We start from the raw sequence: 22349 nt of genomic DNA, 5'->3' as shown, positions 1-22349 counted from the left end.
GTTTACCCATGAAAAATGCCGAATACGACCGCTTGAATAAATTGATTAATGCGTATTTTTACCCATACTGGGAAGACGATTACGGTACGGAGGCCGAAGTTGTCGACCAATACATTCGAACCAGTTGGCGAGATGATGTTGAACGGTCAATAGAGCAGATCAATCGCTATGTGAGCGAACACCCAGTAAATCTGCTGGCGTCCTTCGATGCGGAATTTGTTCCGATGTACATCATTGGCCAGAACGATGCCGAAGCGAGGGCGTGGCTGCTCGCCGTTCGTGATCAATTGCGCGCCCACATCGACCTCGCACGGCTGCGCCCCGCATAGTGTTTTTCGCTATCTGCCACTTGTACGGTATGCCTTGGGCTGCAACCCGCCTCGGTACGTAGTCCGGGCCGCTCAAGAGGGGGATTGATTAGCTCGGGCAGTTGGACGCTGACGGGCGAGGCATGCCCGTTTTTGGACAACGCGATTGCGTCGGCTGATCAGAGCGGCGGCCGCTTCATCCCCACCCATTCCTGCACGGACGGACGCTGCCATTGGCGATTGGCGTATTCGACCAGCCGCTGCGGCACCGTGTCGCCATTGAGCACCAGACGGTTCAGCATCAACGCCAGATCCGCGTCGGCGATGCTCCACTTCCCAAACAGGTTCGGCTGGCCGTGCGCCAGCAGCGATTCCGCGGCGGCGAACAGCTTCTGCGCGGCGGCCAATGCGGCGCTGGACAGCGGTTTCTTCTCGGGACGATAGAACACGACCACGGTGGTGCGTTCCTCGCGGATCGGCATCAGGTCGCTGCGCAGCCAGGCCTGCACCTGGCGGGCGCGGGCCTTCTGCTGCGCGTCCGCGGGGTACACGGGATTGGCGCCGGGGAAGACGTCTTCCAGGTATTCGGTGATGGCCGAGGACTCGGACAGCGAGAAGCCGCCATGCAGCAGGGTGGGCACGCGGCGCGTGAGCGACGTGTCCGCGTAGTCGGGGCGCAGGTTCTCCTGCTTGCCCAGATCGAGAGTCACGAGATCGAAGGGCAGCGCTTTCTCTTTCAGAGCCACGAAGGCCGACATGGCGTAGGGGCTGGCGTATTGCGCGTCGACGTAGAGCCGTAGTTTGGCGTCCTGCAAAGCATTCTCCTGGTGCTTGGGCCCGATGAGGGGGGCGGGATTACTTTACCGGAGCGTGCGGGCGATCGCGCCGCGCCGCGCGAATAAGCGCAAGAATGGACAATGCCTGCGGTTGGCCCCGCACAGCAGAGGCGCTGAGGCACGCCGCAACGGGCGCCTGATCGGTTTCCAAGGCATAAAAAAAGACGGCCCGAAGGCCGCCTCTGTTGCCAAGGCAGTCCGCGGCCAAGCCGCGGACTATCCCGCCATCATCCCTGCGCGCTTTCCTGCTGCGCGTCGACTACCGCCAGGGCAGTCATGTTGATGATGCGGCGCACGGTGGCGCTGGTGGTGAGGATGTGCACCGGGCGGGCGGCGCCCAGCAGGATCGGGCCCATGGCCACGCCGTTGCTGCCCGTCATCTTCAGCATGTTGTACGTGATGTTGCCGGTGTCCAGGTTCGGCATGACCAGCAGGTTGGCGGGGCCGTTCAGCGTGCTGTCCGGGTAGGCCAGTTTGCGGATCTTCTCGGACAGGGCGGCATCGGCGTGCATCTCGCCGTCGACCTCCAGGGCCGGGACGCGCTTCTGCACGATGTCGCGCGCCTCGGCCATCTTGCGCGACGACGCCGTGGGGCGGCTGCCGAAGTTGGAGTGCGACAGCAGCGCCACCTTCGGGATCACGCCGAAACGCACCATCTCTTCGGCGGCCTGGATGGTGATGTTGGCGATTTCCTCGGCCGACGGGTTTTCGTTGACGTGCGTGTCGGCCACGAACAGGGTCTGCTCGGGCAGCATCAGCACGTTCAGCGCGGCGTACGTCTGGCCTTCCTTGCGGCCGATGACCTGGTCGATGTAGGACAGTTGGTTGTCGTACTTGCTGGCCACGCCGCACAGCAGCGCATCGGCGTCGCCGCGGCGCAGCAGCATGGCGGCGATCAGCGTGTTGTGCTTGCGGATCATCGCCTTGGCGATCTCGGGCGTCACGCCCTCGCGGCCGCGCAACTGGTAGTAGCCGTTCCAGGTTTCGTTGAAGCGGCTGTCGTCCTCGGGATCCACGATCTCGATGTCGCGGCCGGCCACCAGGCGCAGGCCGAATTTCTTGATGCGCATCTCGATGACGGACGGGCGGCCCACCAGGATGGGCTGCGCCAGGCGCTCGTCGACCACGGTCTGCACGGCGCGCAGCACGCGCTCGTCTTCGCCGTCGGCGTAGATGACGCGCTTGGGCGCCTTCTTGGCCTGGGCGAACAGCGGGCGCATCAGTTGGCCCGAGTGGTAGACGAAGCCCATCAGCTTCTGGCGGTAGGCCTCGATGTCCTCGATGGGACGCAGGGCCACGCCCGAGTCGGCGGCGGCCTGGGCCACGGCCGGGGCGATCTGCACGATCAGGCGCGGATCGAAGGGCTTCGGAATGATGTATTCCGGACCGAAGCTCAGTTCCTGGCCGGCGTAGGCGCGGGCCACTTCATCGTTCTGCTCGGCTTCGGCCAGCTCGGCGATGGCCTTCACGCAAGCCAGCTTCATCTCTTCGGTGATGCGCGTGGCGCCGGCATCCATGGCGCCGCGGAAGATGAAGGGGAAGCACAGCACGTTGTTGACCTGGTTCGGGTAGTCCGAACGGCCGGTGGCGATGATGCAGTCGGGACGGGCCGCGCGGGCCTCTTCCGGACGGATCTCGGGATCGGGGTTGGCCAGGGCCAGGATCAGGGGCTGGCGCGCCATGGTCTTGACCATGTCGCCGGTCAGCACGCCGGCGGTGGAGCAGCCCAGGAACACGTCGGCGCCATTGACCACGTCGGCCAGCGTGCGCGCGTCGGTGCGCTGCGCATAGCGCTTCTTGTTGGGCTCCATGTTCTCGTCGCGGCCTTCCCAGATGACGCCACGGGAGTCCACCACGTAGATGTTCTCGCGCTTGACGCCCAGGTGCACCAGCAGGTCCAGGCAGGCGATGGCGGCGGCGCCGGCGCCCGAGCACGCCAGCTTGATTTCGCCGATGTTCTTGTCGACGACCTTCAGGCCGTTCAGGATGGCGGCGGACGAGATGATGGCGGTGCCGTGCTGGTCGTCATGGAAGACGGGGATCTTCATGCGCTCGCGCAGCTTCTTCTCGATGTAGAAGCACTCGGGCGCCTTGATGTCTTCCAGGTTGACGCCGCCCAGCGTGGGTTCGAGCGCCGCGATGATGTCGACCAGCTTGTCGGGGTCGTTCTCGGCCAGTTCGATGTCGAACACGTCGATGCCGGCGAACTTCTTGAACAGGCAGCCCTTGCCCTCCATGACCGGCTTGGCGGCCAGCGGGCCGATGTTGCCCAGGCCCAGCACGGCCGTGCCGTTGGTGATCACGCCGACCAGATTGCCGCGCGAGGTGTACTTCGACGCGGCATCGGTGCCCTCGGCGTGGATCGCCATGCACGCGTGGGCCACGCCGGGCGAGTAGGCCAGCGACAGGTCGTCCTGGTTGGCCAGCGGCTTGGTGGGCGTGACGGAGATTTTGCCGGGAGTCGGATAGGCGTGGTAATCCAGCGCCAGCTTGGTGAAGTTATCGTCCATGGGGTGCAGGGGAGGGTGACGGAGAAAGTCGGGCGCGCGAACGCGCGAGGGTTCAGCAGGCGGGCGGCGCGCGGAACGCGCCGCGACAGCATATGAGGAAGGCGTATTTCAACAGAAAGCGGGGCATTGTGCTTGCTGCACCGCAGCGAGACATTTCAGTCCCTGCTTTCCCGCAGGCGTACGCAAGGCTACGCACGTCAGTCAATAATGCATAGCAAATGCAATGCATGGAGCCATGCCGGTGAAAACCGCGACGATCCCACCCCTGCGCGTTGAACCCGCTTTACGGGATGCCGCGCAGGACGTGCTGAGGCCGGACGAAAGCCTGTCGAGTTTCGTGGAGTCATCCGTGCGCGAGGCCGTCGAGCGCCGCCAGGCCCAAACCGAGTTCCTGGCCCGTGCGCTGGCCTCGCGGGACAGTGCTCGCGCTTCTGGCGACTATGTTTCGGCAGAAGATGTCGTGGATGGGCTGCGCAGACGGCTGGCGGATGCGCGCTCAGGCAAACGGCGCCGGGCGTGAGCTGTCGAGTTCGATTCACGTGGCATGCCGAGCGCGATCTGCAAGGTCTCTACGATTTCATCATCGATCGCGATTCATCATCGGTTGGGGCCGTGGCTGATCGAGCCTTGGCCGCCATCGAGGACAGTCTGCAGATCCTCCGTATTTCTCCCTTTACCTGCCGCAGAACCACGGGAGGCTCTCCTTTCCTGAGAGAGCTGATCATCCCGTTTGGCAACACGGGCTACCTGGCATTGTTCGAGATCGAGTCGCCTGAGATCGTGACGGTTCTGGCCGTGCGTCATCAGCGAGAAGACGACTATTACCGATAGCCGCGTGTGTTACCCCTCCCAGGGCGGCACGCCGCGCGGCGCCACGTTCAGCAGCCGGTCGCGCACGATCGTGCGGGCCGCCGCGTGGCGCGGGTCCTGGTCGGCCAGCAGGTCCAGCGCCTGCAGCACCATCCAGTCGGCGCTGACCTCGAAGAAGTCCCGCAGCCTGGCCCGCGTGTCGCTGCGGCCGAAGCCATCGGTGCCCAGCACGCGGCACGGCGCATCGATCCAGGCGCGGATCTGTTCGGGCACGGCGCGCACGTAGTCGCTGGCGGCCACCACGGGCAGCGCCGCGTCGCCCAGGCATTGCGTGATCCAGGCGGGCTCCGCGCCGTCCGAGCCCAGCAGCCGCGCACGGTCCGCATAGCGCGCGTCGCGCGCCAGCTCGGAATAGCTGGTGACGCTCCAGACCTCGGCGGCGATCTCGTGGTCGGCCAGCAGCCGTCCGGCCGCCTTCAGGGCTTCGCCCACCATCGGTCCCGCCGCCAGCAGGCGCAACTGCGCGGCGCCCGCCGGCGCGTGCACGCGATGCATGCCGCGCACGATGCCTTGCCGCGCCGCCTCGCCGGGCAGGTCGGGCTGCGGCAGGTTCTCGTTGGTGACGGTCAGGTAATAGAACTCGTCGCGCTGTTCGTGCAGCATGCGCCGCATGCCGTGTTCGACCAGCACGGCCACTTCATAGGCGAAGGCCGGGTCGTAGGCGCGGCAGTTCGGCACGGTGGCCGCGGCCAGGTGGCTGGCGCCGTCCTGGTGCTGCAGGCCTTCGCCGCCCAGCGTGGTGCGGCCCGACGTGGCGCCGATCAGGAAGCCGCGCGTGCGCTGGTCGGCCGCGGCCCAGATCAGGTCGCCGATGCGCTGGAAGCCGAACATCGAGTAGTAGATGTAGAACGGCAGCATGGGCAGGCCGTTGACCGAATAGCTGGTGCCCGCCGCCGTCCAGGACGAGATGGCGCCGGCCTCGGTGATGCCTTCCTCCAGGATCTGCCCGTCGCGCGCCTCGCGGTAATACAGCACCGAGCCGATGTCCTCGGGCTCGTACAACTGGCCCTGCGCCGAATAGATGCCGATCTGGCGGAACAGGTTGGCCATGCCGAAGGTGCGCGCCTCGTCGGCCACGATGGGCACGATGCGCGGGCCCACCTCCGCGTCCTTCAGCAGCGCGGTCAGCATGCGCACCAGCGCCATGGTGGACGACATCTCCTTGCCGCCGGCCGCCAGCGCGAACTGCGCCCATTGCCCGGCGGGCGGGGTGCGCAGGGCGATGGCGGGGGCGGTGCGGCGCGGCACGTGGCCGCCCAGGGCCGCTCGGCGCGCCTGCAGATGGCGCATCTCCGCGCTGTCGGCGGCCGGACGGTAGAACTTCAAGGCCAGGCAGTCGGCATCCGAGAGGGGCAGCGCGAAGCGGTCGCGGAAGGCCAGCAGCGCATCGCCGTCCAGCTTCTTCTGCTGGTGCGTGGTCATCTTGCCCTGGCCGGCCGACCCCATGCCGAACCCTTTCTTGGTCTGCGCCAGGATGACGGTGGGCTGGCCGCGATGCCGCACCGCGCGGTGGTAGGCCGCATGGATCTTGGCCATGTCGTGGCCGCCGCGGCGCAGCCGGTCGATGGCCTCGTCCGACCAGTCGGCCACCAGCGCCGCCAGTTCGGGATCGTTGCCGAAGAAGTGTTCGCGGTTGTAGGCGCCGTCATTGGCGGCGAAAGTCTGGAACTGGCCGTCGACCGTCCGCGAGAAGGCGCGGGCCAGCGCGCCGTTGGCGTCGCGGCGCAGCAGGGTGTCCCAGTCGCTGCCCCACACCAGCTTGATCACGTTCCAGCCGGCCCCGGCGTACAGGGTTTCCAGCTCGTCGATGATGCGGCCGTTGCCGCGCACCGGCCCGTCCAGACGCTGCAGGTTGCAATTGACGACGAAGATCAGGTTGTCCAGCCGTTCGCGCGCGGCCAGCGTCAGCGCGGCGATGGATTCGGGTTCGTCCATCTCGCCGTCGCCGAAGATGCCCCACACCTTGCGGTCGGACGGCGCGGCCAGCGAGCGGTGTTCCAGGTAGCGCATGAAGCGCGCCTGGTAGATGGCGTTGATCGGCCCCAGGCCCATCGAGCCGGTGGGAAACTGCCAGAAGTCGGGCATCAGCCAGGGATGCGGATAGGACGACAGCCCGCGCAATCCGCCCGCCTGCGCGGTGATCTCCTGGCGGAACAGCGCCAGTTCGGATTCGTCCAGGAAGCCTTCGAGAAAGGCGCGGGCATACACGCCCGGCGCCGAGTGCGGCTGCATGTAGACCAGGTCGCCGCCTTGCGCGCCGTTGCGTGCGCGGAAGAAGTGGTTGAAGCCGACCTCGAACAGGTCGGCCGCCGAGGCATAGCTGGCGATGTGGCCGCCCAGCTCGCCGTGCGCCTGGTTGGCGCGCACCACCATGGCCAGCGCGTTCCAGCGGTTGATCGAGGCGATGCGTTCCTCAAGCGCCAGATTGCCGGGGAAGGGGGGCTCTTCATCCGCCGCAATGGTGTTCAGGTAGGCCGTGCGCGTCAGGCCCGGGGCGCGCACGCCCAACTGCGTGGCATGGGCCAGCAGGCGTTCCAGCACATACGCCGCCCGCGCCGGGCCGTCGGCCTGGACCAGCGATTGCAGGGCCTCGCGCCATTCCGCCGTCTCGGCGGGGTCGCGGTCGGCGGCGGGCGGGTCGGCCGGATGGAAGGGGGCGTCGCGCATGGGTGGTCTCGCTGTCGTCATGGGTATCGTTCCTTCCATCCTATCGCCGTTGCCGGCGCATGAGTGTTCGAAACCGCGTGCAGAAGGCCCCCGAAACGGTGCAAAATTCTGCGAAAGACATAATGAGGAGCACGACATGCCGAAGGCGCCGCAGGATGCCATCGATCGCCGCATCCTGGAGCAATTGCAGACCGATGCCAGCCTGACCAACGTCGAGCTGGCGCGCCGCGTGAACCTGTCGCCATCGCCCTGCCTGGCGCGGGTGAAGGCGCTGGAGGCCGCCGGCGTGATCCGCGGCTACGTGGCGCTGGCAGACCCGCTGCAACTGGGCCTGAGCCTGAACGTGTTCATCCAGGTCAGCCTGGAGAAGCAGATCGAATCCGAGCTCGAACGCTTCCAGAATGCCATGGCCGAGTGCCCCGAGGTGATGGAGTGCTACCTGATGACAGGCGACGCCGACTACCTGCTGCGCGTGGTGGTGCCCGACATGCAGGGGCTGGAGCAATTCGTGGTCAGCCGGCTGTCGCGCATTCCCGGAGTCAAGAATATCCGCTCGGGCTTTGCCCTGAAACAGGTCAAATACCAGACCGCCTTGCCGCTGGGCTGAGCCGCAACTGAAAAAACACCGGTCTGCGGGAGGCGGTTTTGCAGGAGGGCGGGCACGGGCGCCGCGAATTCCGTATTAGTGCGCCGCAGCAACAAATCCCGCATAAAAATTTTGCAACATCCGATAGAGACAGTTAGCCGCGTGTAGCCGGCGACATCGCAGCCGTTGCAGCCAAGCTCGTGCCGCCCGCATTTTGTGCGCAGCGCGGTCATCGGTCTGTCGCACGACTTGCCCACACTCATGGCGCTATACTGCCCAATACGGCTTTCGAGGCTTGTCTGTCATCTGCCTTCTGCCCCTGCTATCCGCCAACCGGGAAGCCCGAGTCGCGGAAGGTTTTCCTGCATCGTATCGAGTGAAGCACTCGTCTAGGTGAAGCGTCATTATGTCTACGGAATCAGAGTCCCTTTCCACCTCCTATCTATTCGGGGGTAATGCCCCGTACGTCGAAGAGCTTTACGAAGCCTATCTCGACAATCCCGGTTCGGTTCCGGACAACTGGCGCGAATACTTCGACCAGCTGCAGCACTCCCCCGCCACCGACGGCCAGGACTCCACGCGAGACCAGGCCCATGCTCCCATCGTCCAGTCGTTCGCCGAGCGCGCCCGCGCCAATGCCTTCGTGCATCGGTCGGCCGAGCCCGACCTGTCCGTGGCCAGCAAGCAGGTGTCGGTGCAGACCCTCATCGGTTCGTACCGTTCGCTGGGTTCGCGCTGGGCCGACCTCGACCCGCTCAAGCGCCAGGAACGCCCGGCGATCCCCGAGCTGGATCCCGCGTTCTACGGCCTGACCGAGTCCGACCTCGACCAGACCTACTCGGCCACCAACACGTACTTCACGACCGCCAGCACCATGACGCTGCGCGACATCCTGAAGGCCCTGCGCGACACGTACTGCCGCTCGATCGGCGCCGAGTACACCCACATCTCCGATCCCGCCGCCAAGCGCTGGATCCAGGAGCGCCTGGAAAGCACGCTGGGCGCCCCGTCGTTCAACAACGACCAGAAGCGCCACATCCTGCAGCAACTGACCGAAGCCGAGGGCCTCGAGCGATTCCTGCACACCAAGTACGTCGGCCAGAAGCGCTTCTCTCTGGAAGGCGGCGAAAGCTTCATCGCCTCGATGGACGAAACGATCCATCACGCCAGCGAGAACGGCGTCCAGGAAATCGTGGTGGGCATGGCTCACCGCGGCCGCCTGAACCTGCTGGTCAACATCATGGGCAAGATGCCCGGCGACCTGTTCGCCGAGTTCGAAGGCAAGCACGCCGAAGGCCTGACCGACGGCGACGTGAAGTACCACAACGGCTTCTCCAGCGACATCTCGGGCCGTGGCGGTCCGGTGCACCTGTCGCTGGCGTTCAACCCGTCCCACCTCGAAATCGTCAACCCCGTGGTCGAAGGCAGCGTGCGCGCGCGCCAGGAACGCCGCGGCGACCAGGACGGGCGCCAGGTGCTGCCGGTGCTGGTGCACGGCGACGCGGCCTTCGCCGGCCAGGGCGTGGTGATGGAAACCCTGAACCTGGCCCAGACCCGCGGCTACGGCACGGGCGGCACGCTGCACATCGTCATCAACAACCAGATCGGCTTCACCACGTCGGACCCGCGCGACTCGCGTTCGACGCTGTATTGCACCGACGTGGTCAAGATGATCGAAGCCCCGGTGTTCCACGTCAACGGCGACGATCCCGAAGCCGTCGTGTACGCCACCAAGCTGGCGCTGGACTACCGCATGCAGTTCCGCCACGACGTCGTGATCGACATCGTGTGCTTCCGCAAGCTGGGCCACAACGAACAGGACACCCCGTCGCTGACGCAGCCGCTGATGTACAAGCGCATCGGCCACCACGGCGGCACGCGCAAGCTGTACGCCGACAAGCTGGCCACGCAGGGCGTGCTGGCTGAAGGCGAAGCCGATCAACTGGTGAAGGACTACCGCCAGCTGATGGAAGACGGCCACCGCACCATCGAGCCGGTGCTGACCGACTACAAGAGCAAGTACGCCATCGACTGGTCGCCCTTCCTGGGCGCCAAGTGGACCGACCAGGCCGACACCGCCGTGCCGCTGGCCGAACTCAAGCGCATCGGCGAGCGCATCACCACGGTGCCGGAAGGCTTCACGGTGCACCCGCTGGTCAACAAGCTGCTGAACGACCGCCGCGCCATGGCCAAGGGCGACCTCAACCTGGATTGGGGCATGGGCGAGCATCTGGCCTTCGCCACGCTGGTGGCGTCCGGCTACGCCATCCGCATCACCGGCCAGGATTCGGGCCGTGGCACGTTCACGCACCGCCACGCCGTGCTGCACGACCAGAACCGCGAGCGCTGGAACGACGGCACGTACATCCCGCTGCAGAACGTCTCCGATGGCCAGGCGCCCTTCACGGTGATCGACTCGGTGCTGTCCGAAGAGGCCGTGCTGGCCTTCGAATACGGCTACTCCAGCGCCGAACCGAACACGCTTACCATCTGGGAAGCCCAGTTCGGCGACTTCGTCAACGGCGCCCAGGTCGTGATCGACCAGTTCATCAGCGCCGGTGAAGCCAAGTGGGGCCGCCAGTCGGGCCTGACCCTGATGCTGCCGCACGGCTACGAAGGCCAAGGCCCCGAGCACTCGTCGGCCCGCATCGAGCGCTTCCTGCAACTGTGCGCCGACAACAACATGCAGGTGGTTCAGCCCACCTCGGCCTCGCAGATCTTCCACGTGCTGCGCCGCCAGATGATCCGCGCCTTCCGCAAGCCGCTGGTCATCCTGACGCCGAAGTCGCTGCTGCGCAACAAGGACGCCGGTTCGCCGCTGTCCGACCTGGCCGGCGGCCGCTTCCAGCCGATCATCGGCGAGGTCGACGAGTCGATCAAGGCCGCTTCGGTCAAGCGCGTGCTGGTGTGCTCGGGCAAGGTCTACTACGACCTGATCAACGCCCGCAAGGAGCGCGAAGCCAGCAACGTGGCCATCGTCCGCGTCGAGCAGCTCTATCCCTTCGCGCACAAGTCCTTCGAGACCGAGCTGCGCAAGTACCCGAAGGCCACCGAAGTGGTCTGGGTGCAGGACGAGCCGCAGAACCAGGGCCCTTGGTTCTACGTGCAGCACCATCTGTACGAGAACATGAACGAAGGCCAGAAGCTGGGCTACGCGGGCCGCGCGGCCTCGGCCTCGCCGGCCGTCGGCTACCTGGCCAAGCACCAGGAGCAGCAGAAGGCCCTCATCGAGCAGGCCTTCGCTCCCCGGTTCAAGGGCTTCATGCTGACCAAGTAAGCCTCGCGCACAGAACACTCTCAATCTACGGAATTCATCATCATGGCAATCACTGACGTCGTCGTTCCCCAACTGTCCGAATCCGTTTCGGAAGCCACCCTGCTGACCTGGAAGAAGCAGCCTGGCTCCGCGGTCGAAGCCGACGAGATCCTGATCGAGGTCGAAACCGACAAGGTCGTGCTGGAAGTGCCCGCCCCGGCGTCGGGCGTGCTGTCCGAAATCGTCAAGGGCGATGGCAGCACCGTCGCCTCGGGCGAGCTGATCGCCCGCATCGACACGGCCGGCAAGGCCGCCGCCGCCCCGGCCACGGCGCCCGCCGCCACGCCGGCCGCCTCGGCTCCCGCTGCCGCCGCCCCGGCCGCTGCCGCCGCGCCGGCCAGCACCTCGGCCGCCGGCGTGGCTTCGCCCGCCGCCGCCAAGATCCTGGCCGAGAAGGGCGTGGATGCCTCGAACGTGCAGGGTTCGGGCCGTGATGGCCGCGTCACCAAGGGCGACGCCCTGAACGCCGGCGCCGCGCCGGCCAAGGCTGCCGCCGCCCCGGCCGCGCCTCCGACGCTGTCGCTGGACGGCCGTCCGGAACAGCGCGTGCCGATGAGCCGCCTGCGCGCCCGCATCGCCGAGCGCCTGCTGCAGTCGCAATCGGAAAACGCCATCCTGACCACGTTCAACGAGGTCAACATGCAGGCCGTCATCGACCTGCGCAACAAGTACAAGGAGAAGTTCGAGAAGGAGCACGGCGTCAAGCTGGGCTTCATGTCGTTCTTCGTGAAGGCCGCCGTGGCCGCCCTGAAGAAGTACCCCGTGCTGAACGCTTCGGTCGACGGCAAGGACATCATCTATCACGGCTACTTCGACATCGGTATCGCCGTGGGCTCGCCGCGCGGCCTGGTCGTGCCGATCCTGCGCAACGCCGACCAGTTGTCGATCGCCGAGATCGAGAAGACCATCGGTGATTTCGGCAAGCGCGCAGGCGAAGGCAAGCTGGGCATCGAGGAAATGACCGGCGGCACGTTCTCGATCTCCAACGGCGGCGTGTTCGGCTCGATGCTCTCGACCCCGATCATCAACCCGCCGCAAGCGGCCATCCTGGGCATCCACGCCACCAAGGAGCGCCCGGTCGTCGAAAACGGCCAGATCGTGATCCGTCCGATCAACTACCTGGCCATGTCCTACGACCACCGCATCATCGACGGCCGCGAAGCCGTGCTGGGCCTGGTCGCCATGAAGGAAGCGCTGGAAGATCCGCAGCGCCTGCTGCTGGACCTGTAATCCAGTAGAGAAGGCCGGGCACGGCGTGTAACGCGCGCCAGCGTCCGGCCCGGTCCCGGCCGCGGCCTGCCGCGCAGCGGCCCGGTTGCCCATGCGGCCACGGACCTCTCCCCCAATTCATCGCGAGAACATCATGTCCAAACAATTCGACGTCGTCGTCATCGGTGCCGGCCCCGGCGGTTACATCGCCGCCATCCGCGCCGCCCAACTCGGCATGTCCGTGGCGTGCATCGACGCCTGGCAGAACGGCGAAGGCGGCGCGGCCCCCGGCGGCACGTGCACCAACGTCGGCTGCATTCCGTCCAAGGCGCTGCTGCAGTCGTCCGAGCACTTCGAACAGGTCAACCACCACTTCGCCGAGCACGGCATCGAGGCCAAGGGCGTGAGCCTGAAGCTCGACACGCTGCTGGGCCGCAAGAACAAGGTCGTCAAGCAGAACAACGACGGCATCCTGTACCTGTTCAAGAAGAACAAGATCACCTTCATCCATGGCAAGGGCGCGTTCGCCGGCCAGGTCGAGGGCGGCTGGGCCATCAAGGTCACCGGCACCTCGGAAGAAGACCTGGTCGCCAAGCACGTGATCGTGGCCACCGGCTCGTCGCCGCGTGAACTGCCCGGCCTGCCGTTCGACGAAAAGGCCGTGCTGTCCAACGACGGCGCCCTGAACATCGCCGCCGTGCCCAAGAAGCTGGGCGTGATCGGCGCCGGCGTCATCGGCCTGGAAATGGGCAGCGTGTGGCGCCGCCTGGGCGCGGAAGTCACGATCCTGGAAGCGATGCCCGAGTTCCTGGCCGCCGCGGACCAGCAGGTCGCCAAGGAGGCCGCCAAGGCCTTCGCCAAGCAGGGCCTGGACATCCAGACCGGCGTGAAGATCGGCGAGATCAAGGCGACGGCCAAGTCGGTCACCGTGCCGTACACCGACAACAAGGGCGCCGAGCAGAAGCTGGTGGTCGACAAGCTGATCGTCTCGATCGGCCGCGTTCCGTACACCGGCGGCCTGAACGCCGACGCCGTCGGCCTGAAGCTGGACGAGCGCGGCTTCATCGCCGTGGACGGCGACTGCAAGACCAACCTGCCCAACGTGTGGGCGGTGGGCGACGTGGTGCGTGGCCCGATGCTGGCGCACAAGGCCGAGGAAGAGGGCGTCGCCGTGGCCGAGCGTATCGCCGGCCAGCACGGCCACGTCAACTTCGACACCGTGCCGTGGGTCATCTACACCTCGCCGGAAATCGCCTGGGTCGGCAAGACCGAGCAGCAGCTCAAGGCCGAGGGCCGCGAGTACAAGGCCGGCTCGTTCCCGTTCATGGCCAACGGCCGCGCGCGCGCGCTGGGCGACACCACCGGCTTCGCCAAGGTGATCGCCGATGCCAAGACCGACGAAGTCCTGGGCGTGCACATCATCGGCCCGATGGCCTCCGAGCTGATCTCCGAAGCGGTCACGATCATGGAATTCCGTGGCGCCGCGGAAGACATCGCTCGTATCTGCCACGCTCACCCGACGCTGTCGGAAGCGGTGAAGGAAGCCGCCCTGGCGGTGGACAAGCGTACGCTGAACTTCTGAGTTCGGTGTAAGTCCGTCGAGGGTGTTGGTGTTCTTTAGCCGCCCTCGCCGGCCGCAGGGGCCGAGCCGGCCAAGTCGCTCGGCTCGGGCGCGCCAGCAGGCGCCCTCGGTCCCGCTGCGCGGGACTGCCCTCCCTCCAATTGGCCGGCTCGGCCCCTGCGGCCGGCGAGAGCTCTCAGTGTCTTCCATTGCCCATCTGGCTTCTGGCGAACAGGTTTGAACCGCCTGACAATGCGAGGATGTGCAACGCCGTGGCCAAGCTCCACGGCAGCGGCATGCCAGCGCCCTGTGCATGCCATTGACGTGAGTCCTGTGAGAGCCGGGCGCGCGCGGGCCGGCCAATTGGAGGAGGGGAAGTCCCGCGCAGCGGGACCGAGGGCGTCTGGTAACGCGCCCGAGCCCGACGACTTGGCCGGCCCGCGCGCGTCCGGCTCTCGCAGGACGCCTTCAAGCGAGAACCCGGCAACCGACGCCCTCCATCGACAGGACGCCTTCGAGAGGCTCAAGCAACAATGAACGTCCAGCAATATTACGAACAAGCCCTGTCCGAACGCGGCTACAAGCCCGACGAGGCGCAGCAGCGCGCCATCGACCGCCTGCAGCGCTACTACGACGACTGGGTGCGCTTCAAGTCCATGCGCTCGAACGCGCTGAAGAAGCTGCTGAGCCGTCCCGAAGTGCCGCGCGGCGTGTACCTGTGGGGCGGCGTGGGGCGGGGCAAGAGTTTCCTGATGGACGCGTTCTACGCCACCGTGCCGGTGGTGCGCAAGACGCGCCTGCATTTCCATGAATTCATGCGCGGGGTGCACCGCGAGCTCGACGAGGTCAAGGGAATGCAGGACCCCCTGGACGAAGTCGCGCGCCGCGTCGCCCGCCGTTATCGACTGATCTGTTTCGACGAATTCCACGTCTCGGACGTGGCGGACGCCATGATCCTGTACCGCCTGCTGCAGAAGCTGTTCGAGCACGGTACCTCGTTCATCATGACGTCCAACTACGAGCCCTCCACGCTGTATCCGGACGGCCTGCACCGCGACCGCATCCTGCCGGCCATCAAGCTGATCCAGGACCGCATGGACGTGATGAACGTCGACGCCGGCATCGACTACCGCCGCCGCACGCTGGAACAGGTGCAGTGCTATCACGCGCCGCTGGACGAGCACGCGCGCCAGGCCCTGGAAGAGGCCTTTCACAAGCTGTCCGATACGCCGCCCGAGGCCGATCCCGTGCTGCACATCGAGCACCGCGAGATACGCGCGCGCAAGCTGGCCGGTTCGGTGGTGTGGTTCGACTTCAACACGCTGTGTGGCGGGCCGCGCTCGCAGAACGACTACCTGGAACTGGCCAACCGCTTCCATGCCGTGGTGCTGTCCGACGTACCCCGCATGGGGCCGCGGCAGGCGTCCGAGGCACGCCGCTTCACCTGGCTGATCGACGTGTTCTATGACCACAAGGTCAAGCTGATCATGTCGGCCGAATGCCCGCCGGAAGAAATCTACACCGAGGGCGCGCTGGCCAACGAGTTCCATCGCACGGTGTCGCGCATCCTCGAGATGCAGTCGCGCGAGTATCTCGAGGCCGAGCGCCGCAAGACGGTGCAGCTGTAGGAAGCCGGCCCCGCGCGCCGCCCTGCCGGCGGCGCGCCCACATGAAAAACGCCCGGGCGGGTAGGTCATTCTAATTAAGAATGATTATAATTCGTGCGTTTCCTCCGCCGTACGCCGAATTCCGCCTGTGAAACCCGATCCCTCCGCCAGTCTGTTGCGTTACCGCTTCGCCGTCGCCTCACGCGCCATTGCCGCCATCGGAGGCGGGTATGCCTTGGCGTCCGCCGCCGCCGCGTGCTTTGCCGTATGGTTGCCCATGTCCCGGGTGGACGCGGTCCTGACGGCGCAGATGCTGGCCTTCGTGGCCTACGCCTGCGCGGTGATCTGGGTCTTCGCCACGCATAGCGCCTGGCGGGCCTGGGTGGGCGTCGTGCTGCCGGCCGCGATCTTCGCGGGGCTGTGGTGGCTCGCGCGCGTGCCGGGGGCGGCATGAGCGCGCCGGACCGCGCCCGGGGCGACGCAGGAGCCGGCCCCGCGAAGGCCGAGGGCCTGCGCCAGGCGATGTCCTGGCTGCATACCTGGTCGGGCCTGATATTCGGCTGGGTGCTGTTCGCGATGTTCCTGACGGGCACGCTGGCGTTCTTCCGGCCAGAGATCACCCGCTGGATGCAACCCGACGTCTCGGTGCAGGCGGTGTCCACCGCGCAATCCGTCGCGGTGGCCGAACGCTTCCTGCGCGAGCACGCGCCCAATGCCACACGCTGGTTCATCACGCCGTCCAGTCCGCGCGAGCCGGCCATTCTGCTCACTTACCAGATCCCGAAGCCGCCGCCCGGCCAGCGTGCGTTCAAGCGGGCGGTGCTGGATCCGGCAACGGGCCAGGAACTCAAGCTGCGCGACACGCGCGGCGGCGAGTTCTTCTACCGGTTCCATTTCGAACTCGAAATGGGCTACCCGTGGGGGCGCTGGCTGGCCAGCATCGCGGGCATGTTCATGCTGGTCGCCATCATCAGCGGCATCATCACGCACAAGAAGATCTTCGCCGATTTCTTCACGTTCCGGCCGGGCAAGGGCGGGCAGCGCGCGTGGATGGATGGGCACAACGTGCTGTCGGTGCTGGGACTGCCGTTCCACCTGTTGATCACGTTCAGCGGCGTGGTGCTGTTCGCGACCATGCTGCTGCCGGCGGGCATCCTGGCCACCTACGATAACGAACGCCAGTTTTTCGACGAAGCCTTTCCCGCGTTCGCCGTGAGGCCCGCGACCGGCAAGCCGGCCGAGCTGCTGCCGCTGGGGCCGCTGGTGGCCCAGGCGCAGGCGGACTGGCAGGGCGGCCGGGTGGGGCGCGTGGTGGTCAGCCAGCCCGGCGATGCCGCCGCCACGGTAAGCGTGGGCCGCGCCACTTCCGAACGCGTGTCCTATGGCCGCTTGGCCCCGACCATCACTTACAGCGGCGTGGATGGCAGCCTGATCAGCCGCAACGATGCCCAAAGCGGCGCGGCCATCACGGCCGGCACCCTCATCGGCCTGCACCTGGGACTGTATGCCGAACCGCTGCTGCGCTGGTTCTACTTCCTGGTCAGCATGGCGGGCACCGCCATGGTCGGCTCGGGCCTGGTCCTGTGGATCGCCAAGCGGCGCCAGAAGCTCAAGCCGGGCACGCCCGACACGATCTCGCTGCGTGTGGTCGACGCGTTGAATGCCGGCACGATCGCCGGCCTGGGCGTGGCGTGCGCCACATACTTCTGGGCCAACCGCCTGCTGCCGCCGGACCTGCCCAACCACGGCAACTGGGAGTCGCGCGCCTTCTTCATCGCATGGGGCCTCTGCTTCGTGTACGCCTTCGTCCGCGGACGCCGCAAGTGGCGCGAGCTGCTGTGGCTGGCCGCCTGGATGTTGATGGCCGTGCCCGTGGTCAACGCGCTGACCACCTCACGCCATCTCGGCGTGTCATTGCCGGCAGGCGACTGGGTCATGGCGGGCTTCGACCTGACCGTGCTGGCTTGCGGCGCGCTGCTGGGCTGGATCGCGCATCGCGCGGGCCGCGCCCGTCCCGTAGCCGCGGCGCGAGCCGCCAGGCCACGGTCCGGCACGCCTGCCGAGGCATCCAATGCCGCCGCCCGCGCGCCCGCGCCCGCTGCTTTCTCTCGCGCCCAGGCCGAGCCTGGCGCGAACGCTGCCTACGACCCGAGGTGATCGCATGAACGCCGCCGCCTTCTGCCTGGCCTATGCCGGATTCTCCGCCCTGTGCCTGGCCATGGACCGCCACTACGAGGACGTGTTCGACCGCGAGATCCCGCGCCGGCATCGCCTGCTGCTGCGCCTGATGGGCTGGCTGGGCCTGGCCCTGTCGCTGGGCGCCTGCGCGGCGGCCTGGGGCTGGAGCTACGGCACCGTCGAATGGGTCGGCATCCTCAGCCTGGCGGGCCTGTTGCTGATCTGGTTCCTGACCTACTGGCCGCGGGCGGCGCTGGCCACCGGCGGCGCCTGCGCGCTGGCCGCGCCGGTGCTGGCCTGGGCAGCCTGAGGCCCGGTTCGCGGCGGTCCCGCGGAGTACACTGCGGCTTCTATTCACTCGTCCACCGCCGCAGTCATGAATACCCGCGTCCTCACCGGCATCACCACCACCGGCACGCCTCACCTGGGCAACTACGCCGGGGCCATCCGCCCGGCCATCCTGGCCAGTACCCAGCCCGGCGTCGACGCGTTCTTCTTCCTGGCGGATTACCACGCGCTGATCAAGTGCGACGATCCGGCGCGCGTGGCGCGCTCTCGCCTGGAGCTGGCGGCCACGTGGCTGGCGGCCGGCCTGGATCCCGAGCGCGTCACGTTCTACCGCCAGTCCGACGTGCCCGAGATCCCCGAGCTGTGCTGGCTGCTGACCTGCGTCACGCCCAAGGGCCTGATGAACCGCGCGCACGCCTACAAGGCGTCCGTCGACCAGAACGCGGCCAAGGGTGTCGAGCCCGATGATGGCGTCACCATGGGCCTGTTCTCGTATCCCATCCTGATGGCCGCGGACATCGTGATGTTCAACGCGCACAAGGTGCCGGTGGGCCGCGACCAGGTGCAGCACCTGGAGATGGCGCGCGACATCGCGCAGCGCTTCAATCACCTGTACGGCAGCGATTTTTTCGTGCTGCCCGAGGTGGTCATCGAGGAAGAGGTGGCCACGCTGCCCGGCCTGGACGGCCGCAAGATGTCCAAGAGCTACAACAACACCGTCCCGCTGTTCGAGGGCGGCGCGGCGGCCTTGCGCGCGGCGGTGATGCGCATCGTGACCGATTCGCGCCAGCCCGGCGAACCCAAGGACGCCGAAGGCTCGCACTTGTACACCCTGTACCGCGCCTTCGCCACCCCCGAGGAAAGCGCCGCTTTCCGCGCGCAGCTCGAGGGCGGCATGGGCTGGGGCGAGGCCAAGACGGCCCTGTACGAGCGCCTGGAAGGCATCCTGGCGCCCATGCGCGAGCGCTACGACGCGCTGATGGCCCATCCCGAACGCATCGAGGAAATCCTGCGGCACGGCGCGGCCCGCGCCCGCGCGATGGCCGGTCCTGCGTTGCAGGTGCTGCGCGAGGCCGTGGGCCTGCGCAACCTGGGCGCGCAGGCGGCCGACAAGAAGGGTGCGCGCGCCAAGGCCGCCAAGGGCGCTCGCTTCGTCAGCTTCCGCGATGCCGACGGCAGCTTCCGCTTCCGCCTGCTGGCCGCCGATGGCCAGGAGCTGCTGACCTCGCAGGCCTATGCCGATCCCAAGCAGGCCGGCGCCGCCATGAAGCGCCTGCCGGCCGAGGCGCAGTTGCGTGCCACGGGCGACGCCTCGTATGCGGTCCAACTGGATGGCGCCGACGTGGCGGCCAGCCCCGAGGGCACGGCCGCCGGCACGATCGACCGCACCCGCGACGCATTGGCCGAACTGGCGCAATAGGCGAAGCGACGCGCAAGCCGGGCGTTGCTCCCGGATCGCGCCGGCCGTCAATGGGGTGTTTTGCTCACAAATTAAGCACAGACATTTTGTTTCGACAGACAGGTCTTGTGGTAATTTCCGAGACCGTCGGAGGCGGTTTTGGTCGCCAGGCCGTTCCCAGGCAAATCGTTCCCGTTCCGGGATGGCGAGCCGGGGCCGCGGCATGGAGGCAGGCGCGGCTCGTGGCGTAGCGCTCTGCCTGGGCGCCGCCGGGCTGGCGCCGCGCCACCTTCTCTCGAGCGAGCATCATGTCCATACCCATACGGCTGGCCCGTCAGGCCGGCTGGGCGGTCTTGCTGTGCCTGGCCTGCTGGAGCGGCGCCGCGGGCGCGCTGGAACTGAATCCTGATCGGCTGCGCCACGCGGCCGAAACCCGCTATGGCCCGCAGGCGCTGCAGGCCGTGGCGGATTGGCTGCTGCAGTTGCACAACGATGCGGCGTTGCCGGAACGCGACAAACTCGAACGCGTCAACGACTTCTGGAATCGCAGCATCCTGCCCGCCGAGGCCGTGGCGCGGCCCGCGCTGGATTGGGCCACCCCCCTGGAAATCCTGGCAAGAGGGCAGGGCGCCTATGCCGATTACGCCGTCGGCAAGTACTTCTCGCTGGCCGTGCTGGGCGTGCCCGTCGACCGCCTGCGCTTTATTTATGTCGAGGCGCGGCCGTTAGAGGGGCGTCCGGTGCCGCACATGGTGCTCGGATATTACGCCACCCCCGGCGCCGAGCCGCTGGTGCTGGACAACCTTGCGGCGGCGGTGTTGCCGGCCACGCAACGTCCGGACCTGATCCCGGTATTCAGCTTCAGCGCGGGCGGCGTCTACCTGGACGAGCGCCGCGCCACGCCGGCCGACCGGGTCGGACGCTGGCGCGCGCTGTTGGCCCGCATGCGGCGTGAAGGCCTGGAACCCTGATTGGAGTGTGTAGGAATTGCCCATGTCGATTCTTCGGCGACTGTTGTTGAGTGTTTCCCTGGCAATCGTCGCCATTCTGGTGGGCGTACTGGCCCTGAGCATTTCATCCGCGCGCGAGTACCTGTCGGGCCAGTTGCAGATGCAGGCCCGTGATGCCGCCGTTTCCCTGGCCCTGGCGCTGTCCCAGCCGGGCAGCGCCGATCCCGCGGTCCAGTCGCTGCTGGTGACGTCGCTGTTCGACGGGGGCAACTTCAAGGAAGTCAGCTTCGAGAATGCCCAGGGCAAGCCTGTGGTGCAACGCCGCCAGGAACATGCCGAGCCTGCCGCGCCGGCCTGGTTCCGTCGCCTGGTGCCGATGCATGCGCGCGCCGCCAGCCATCCCGTGAACAACGGCTGGCGCCAGGTCGGCGCCGTGACGCTGGTCGCGGACGACGCCTATGCGTGGGAAACCTTGTGGCAAAGCTGCCAGCGCGTGGCGGCGCTGGTGCTGGCCGCCGGCGTGTCGTGGGGCCTGTTCGCCTGGTCGCTGGCAAGCTGGCTGCACCGCCGCCTGCTGCCCGAGCTGGGCGATCACGTCCGTGCGCTGGGACGCGGCCAATGGAATCGCGCGCCGGCGGTGTCGCGCGTGGCGGAGCTGGCCGTCGTGGCCGATGCGGTCAACGAGGCGCGCGAGCAGTTGCGGTCCGCCGCCGAGGCGCAGGCGGCCCGCACCGAATCCATGCGGGCCGAGCTGGAGCGCGACGTGGTCACGGGCGCGGCCAGCCGCAAGGCATTCATGCAGGGCCTGGACCAGGCGCTGGCCGAATCCGCCGAGGACGCCGAGGCGCGCCAACGCTTTCCCATGGGCCACGTGCTGGTGTTCCGCCAGCGGGACCTGGCCGGCATCAACCGCCACATGCATCGCGCGCTGGCGGACCAGTGGCTGCGCATGGTGTACGAGCGCATACAGAGTGTCGTGGCGGCGCGGCGCCAGCCCGGCGCGGTGCTCGGCCGCCTGAACGGCTCGGACTTCGCGCTGCTGTTCCCGAATTCCACCACGCCCGTGGCCACGCTGCTGGCCGAACGCCTGCGCGCGGAATTGCGCCACCTGCGCATCCCCGTGGGCGAGGGGGCGTTGTGCCGCTGGGCGCTGGCGTTGACGAACTACATGCCTGGCGCGCAGGCCGGCGAGGTGCTGGCGCGGCTCGATCATGCGTTGATGCAGGCCGAGGACTCGGGCGACGACCAGCCCCAGTTCGCCCCCGAGGACGCGCCGCAAGGCCTGGCAGTGGGCGAGACCGCCTGGAAGGAAGCCATCCAGAACGGCGTGCGGCTCAGCCTGTATTCGCTGTCCGTCGATCCGCTGGTGGATCTGCAAGGGCAGGTGGTGCGCCACGAGGCGCAACTGACCTTGCTGGCGGGCGGCTCGCACGAGCCGATCCCCGCCCATCTGTTCATTCCCGCCGCCGTGCGGTTGAACCTGTCGGCCGACTGCGACCTGCAGGCGGTGCGGCTGGGGCTGGAGTGGCTGGCGCAGAACGAGGGTGACCTGGTCGTGCGCGTGTCGCTGCCGTCGCTCAAGCAGTCCAGCTTCCTGACGCAGTTGCAGCGGCAACTGTCCGAATCCCCGGCCCTGGCGAGCCGCCTGTACATTGAAATCGACGCGCATGGCCTGGTCGAGCAATACGCTTCGGTCGAAGACCTGTGCCGCCTGGCGGCCCGCATGGGCACCCGCGTGGGCCTGCGCCGCCTGGCGCAGCAGTTCAGCGCGTTGACCCGGCTGCACGGCCTGCCGCTGGCCTACGTGAAGCTGGGGGGCGGTTTCGTTGCCGGGCTTGCCACGAGCCCCGGCAGCCAGGCGCTGGCGGCCACGGTGATCGACCTGGCGCGCCAGCGCGATATCGACGTATGCGCCGAGGACGTCCCCGACGTGGCGACCCGGCAGGTGCTGGAAGGCCTGGGCATCACGCAGATGCGCGGGGCGGGCGTAAGAGCCGAGGCCTGAGGGCCGGCGGGGGCGCGTGCCGGGCCATCCCTCCCGGCGAGGGACATGCGCCAGCCGTG

17 protein-coding genes are annotated in these 22349 nt (G+C 67.4%); 14 read left to right on the top strand and 3 right to left on the bottom strand.

All coding sequences use genetic code 11. The annotated features are described in order from the left end of the window. Positions 1-8 precede the first annotated feature (8 nt). On the top strand, positions 9-329 hold the full coding sequence (locus A6745_RS09635; RefSeq protein ID WP_156513339.1) for a contact-dependent growth inhibition system immunity protein: 321 nt from the start codon (positions 9-11) through the stop codon (positions 327-329). A gap of 158 nt (positions 330-487) precedes the next feature. On the opposite strand, the gene yfcF is transcribed toward A6745_RS09635, so the two are convergent. Both yfcF and A6745_RS09625 read right to left on the bottom strand, forming a co-directional pair. After that, entirely contained in the window at positions 488-1123 is a 636-nt protein-coding gene (gene yfcF, locus A6745_RS09630) for a glutathione transferase (RefSeq protein ID WP_066126300.1), read from the bottom strand. A gap of 248 nt (positions 1124-1371) precedes the next feature. Then, the gene (locus A6745_RS09625; protein WP_066126297.1) at positions 1372-3654 is read right to left on the bottom strand and encodes an NADP-dependent malic enzyme; all 2283 of its coding nucleotides are present in this window, start codon (positions 3652-3654) and stop codon (positions 1372-1374) included. Between the two features lie 235 nt (positions 3655-3889). Between A6745_RS09625 and A6745_RS09620 the strand changes: the two genes are divergently transcribed. Continuing rightward, positions 3890-4174, top strand: a complete 285-nt coding sequence (locus tag A6745_RS09620) for a YlcI/YnfO family protein (RefSeq protein WP_330999999.1) — start codon at positions 3890-3892, stop codon at positions 4172-4174. Then, positions 4171-4485: a type II toxin-antitoxin system RelE/ParE family toxin gene (locus A6745_RS09615; RefSeq protein WP_066126294.1), complete on the top strand. Its 315-nt coding sequence runs from the start codon at positions 4171-4173 to the stop codon at positions 4483-4485. Before A6745_RS09620 ends, A6745_RS09615 begins: the two co-directional genes overlap by 4 nt. A gap of 9 nt (positions 4486-4494) precedes the next feature. Here A6745_RS09615 and mdeB read toward each other — a convergent pair whose 3' ends face one another. Then, positions 4495-7191 carry an alpha-ketoglutarate dehydrogenase gene (gene mdeB / locus A6745_RS09610; protein WP_066126292.1) on the bottom strand — a complete coding sequence of 899 codons (2697 nt, stop codon included), beginning with the start codon at positions 7189-7191 and terminating at the stop codon, positions 4495-4497. A 136-nt stretch (positions 7192-7327) separates the two neighbouring features. Between mdeB and A6745_RS09605 the strand changes: the two genes are divergently transcribed. The 11 genes from A6745_RS09605 to A6745_RS09555 all read left to right on the top strand — a co-directional run bounded on the left by A6745_RS09605 (position 7328) and on the right by A6745_RS09555 (position 22290). Next, complete coding sequence (locus A6745_RS09605; RefSeq protein ID WP_066126291.1) at positions 7328-7798, top strand: Lrp/AsnC family transcriptional regulator; 471 nt, start codon at positions 7328-7330, stop codon at positions 7796-7798. 385 nt (positions 7799-8183) lie between these two features. Beyond that, on the top strand, positions 8184-11054 hold the full coding sequence (locus A6745_RS09600) for a 2-oxoglutarate dehydrogenase E1 component (RefSeq protein WP_066126288.1): 2871 nt from the start codon (positions 8184-8186) through the stop codon (positions 11052-11054). A gap of 42 nt (positions 11055-11096) precedes the next feature. Next, entirely contained in the window at positions 11097-12323 is a 1227-nt protein-coding gene (gene odhB, locus A6745_RS09595; protein WP_066126285.1) for a 2-oxoglutarate dehydrogenase complex dihydrolipoyllysine-residue succinyltransferase, read from the top strand. A 133-nt stretch (positions 12324-12456) separates the two neighbouring features. After that, on the top strand, positions 12457-13884 hold the full coding sequence (gene lpdA / locus A6745_RS09590; protein WP_066126283.1) for a dihydrolipoyl dehydrogenase: 1428 nt from the start codon (positions 12457-12459) through the stop codon (positions 13882-13884). A 512-nt stretch (positions 13885-14396) separates the two neighbouring features. Further along, on the top strand, positions 14397-15491 hold the full coding sequence (zapE, locus tag A6745_RS09585) for a cell division protein ZapE (protein ID WP_066126281.1): 1095 nt from the start codon (positions 14397-14399) through the stop codon (positions 15489-15491). 151 nt (positions 15492-15642) lie between these two features. Beyond that, complete coding sequence (locus A6745_RS09580) at positions 15643-15924, top strand: DUF3649 domain-containing protein (RefSeq protein WP_066126485.1); 282 nt, start codon at positions 15643-15645, stop codon at positions 15922-15924. Then, positions 15921-17627: a PepSY-associated TM helix domain-containing protein gene (locus A6745_RS09575; RefSeq protein WP_066126276.1), complete on the top strand. Its 1707-nt coding sequence runs from the start codon at positions 15921-15923 to the stop codon at positions 17625-17627. The genes A6745_RS09580 and A6745_RS09575 overlap by 4 nt, the downstream gene beginning before the upstream one ends. A gap of 4 nt (positions 17628-17631) precedes the next feature. Next, on the top strand, positions 17632-17958 hold the full coding sequence (locus tag A6745_RS09570; RefSeq protein ID WP_066126273.1) for a DUF3325 domain-containing protein: 327 nt from the start codon (positions 17632-17634) through the stop codon (positions 17956-17958). A 66-nt stretch (positions 17959-18024) separates the two neighbouring features. Further along, on the top strand, positions 18025-19356 hold the full coding sequence (locus A6745_RS09565) for a tryptophan--tRNA ligase (RefSeq protein ID WP_066126270.1): 1332 nt from the start codon (positions 18025-18027) through the stop codon (positions 19354-19356). A 287-nt stretch (positions 19357-19643) separates the two neighbouring features. Then, on the top strand, positions 19644-20306 hold the full coding sequence (locus A6745_RS09560) for a hypothetical protein (RefSeq protein ID WP_066126266.1): 663 nt from the start codon (positions 19644-19646) through the stop codon (positions 20304-20306). 22 nt (positions 20307-20328) lie between these two features. Then, positions 20329-22290, top strand: a complete 1962-nt coding sequence (locus A6745_RS09555; RefSeq protein WP_066126262.1) for a bifunctional diguanylate cyclase/phosphodiesterase — start codon at positions 20329-20331, stop codon at positions 22288-22290. Positions 22291-22349: the final 59 nt, after the last annotated feature.

The sequence above is a fragment of the Bordetella ansorpii genome, assembly GCF_900078705.1.
GTDB classification, from domain to species: domain Bacteria; phylum Pseudomonadota; class Gammaproteobacteria; order Burkholderiales; family Burkholderiaceae_B; genus Bordetella; species Bordetella ansorpii_A.
This window is presented reverse-complemented; position numbering and strand designations above follow the sequence as displayed.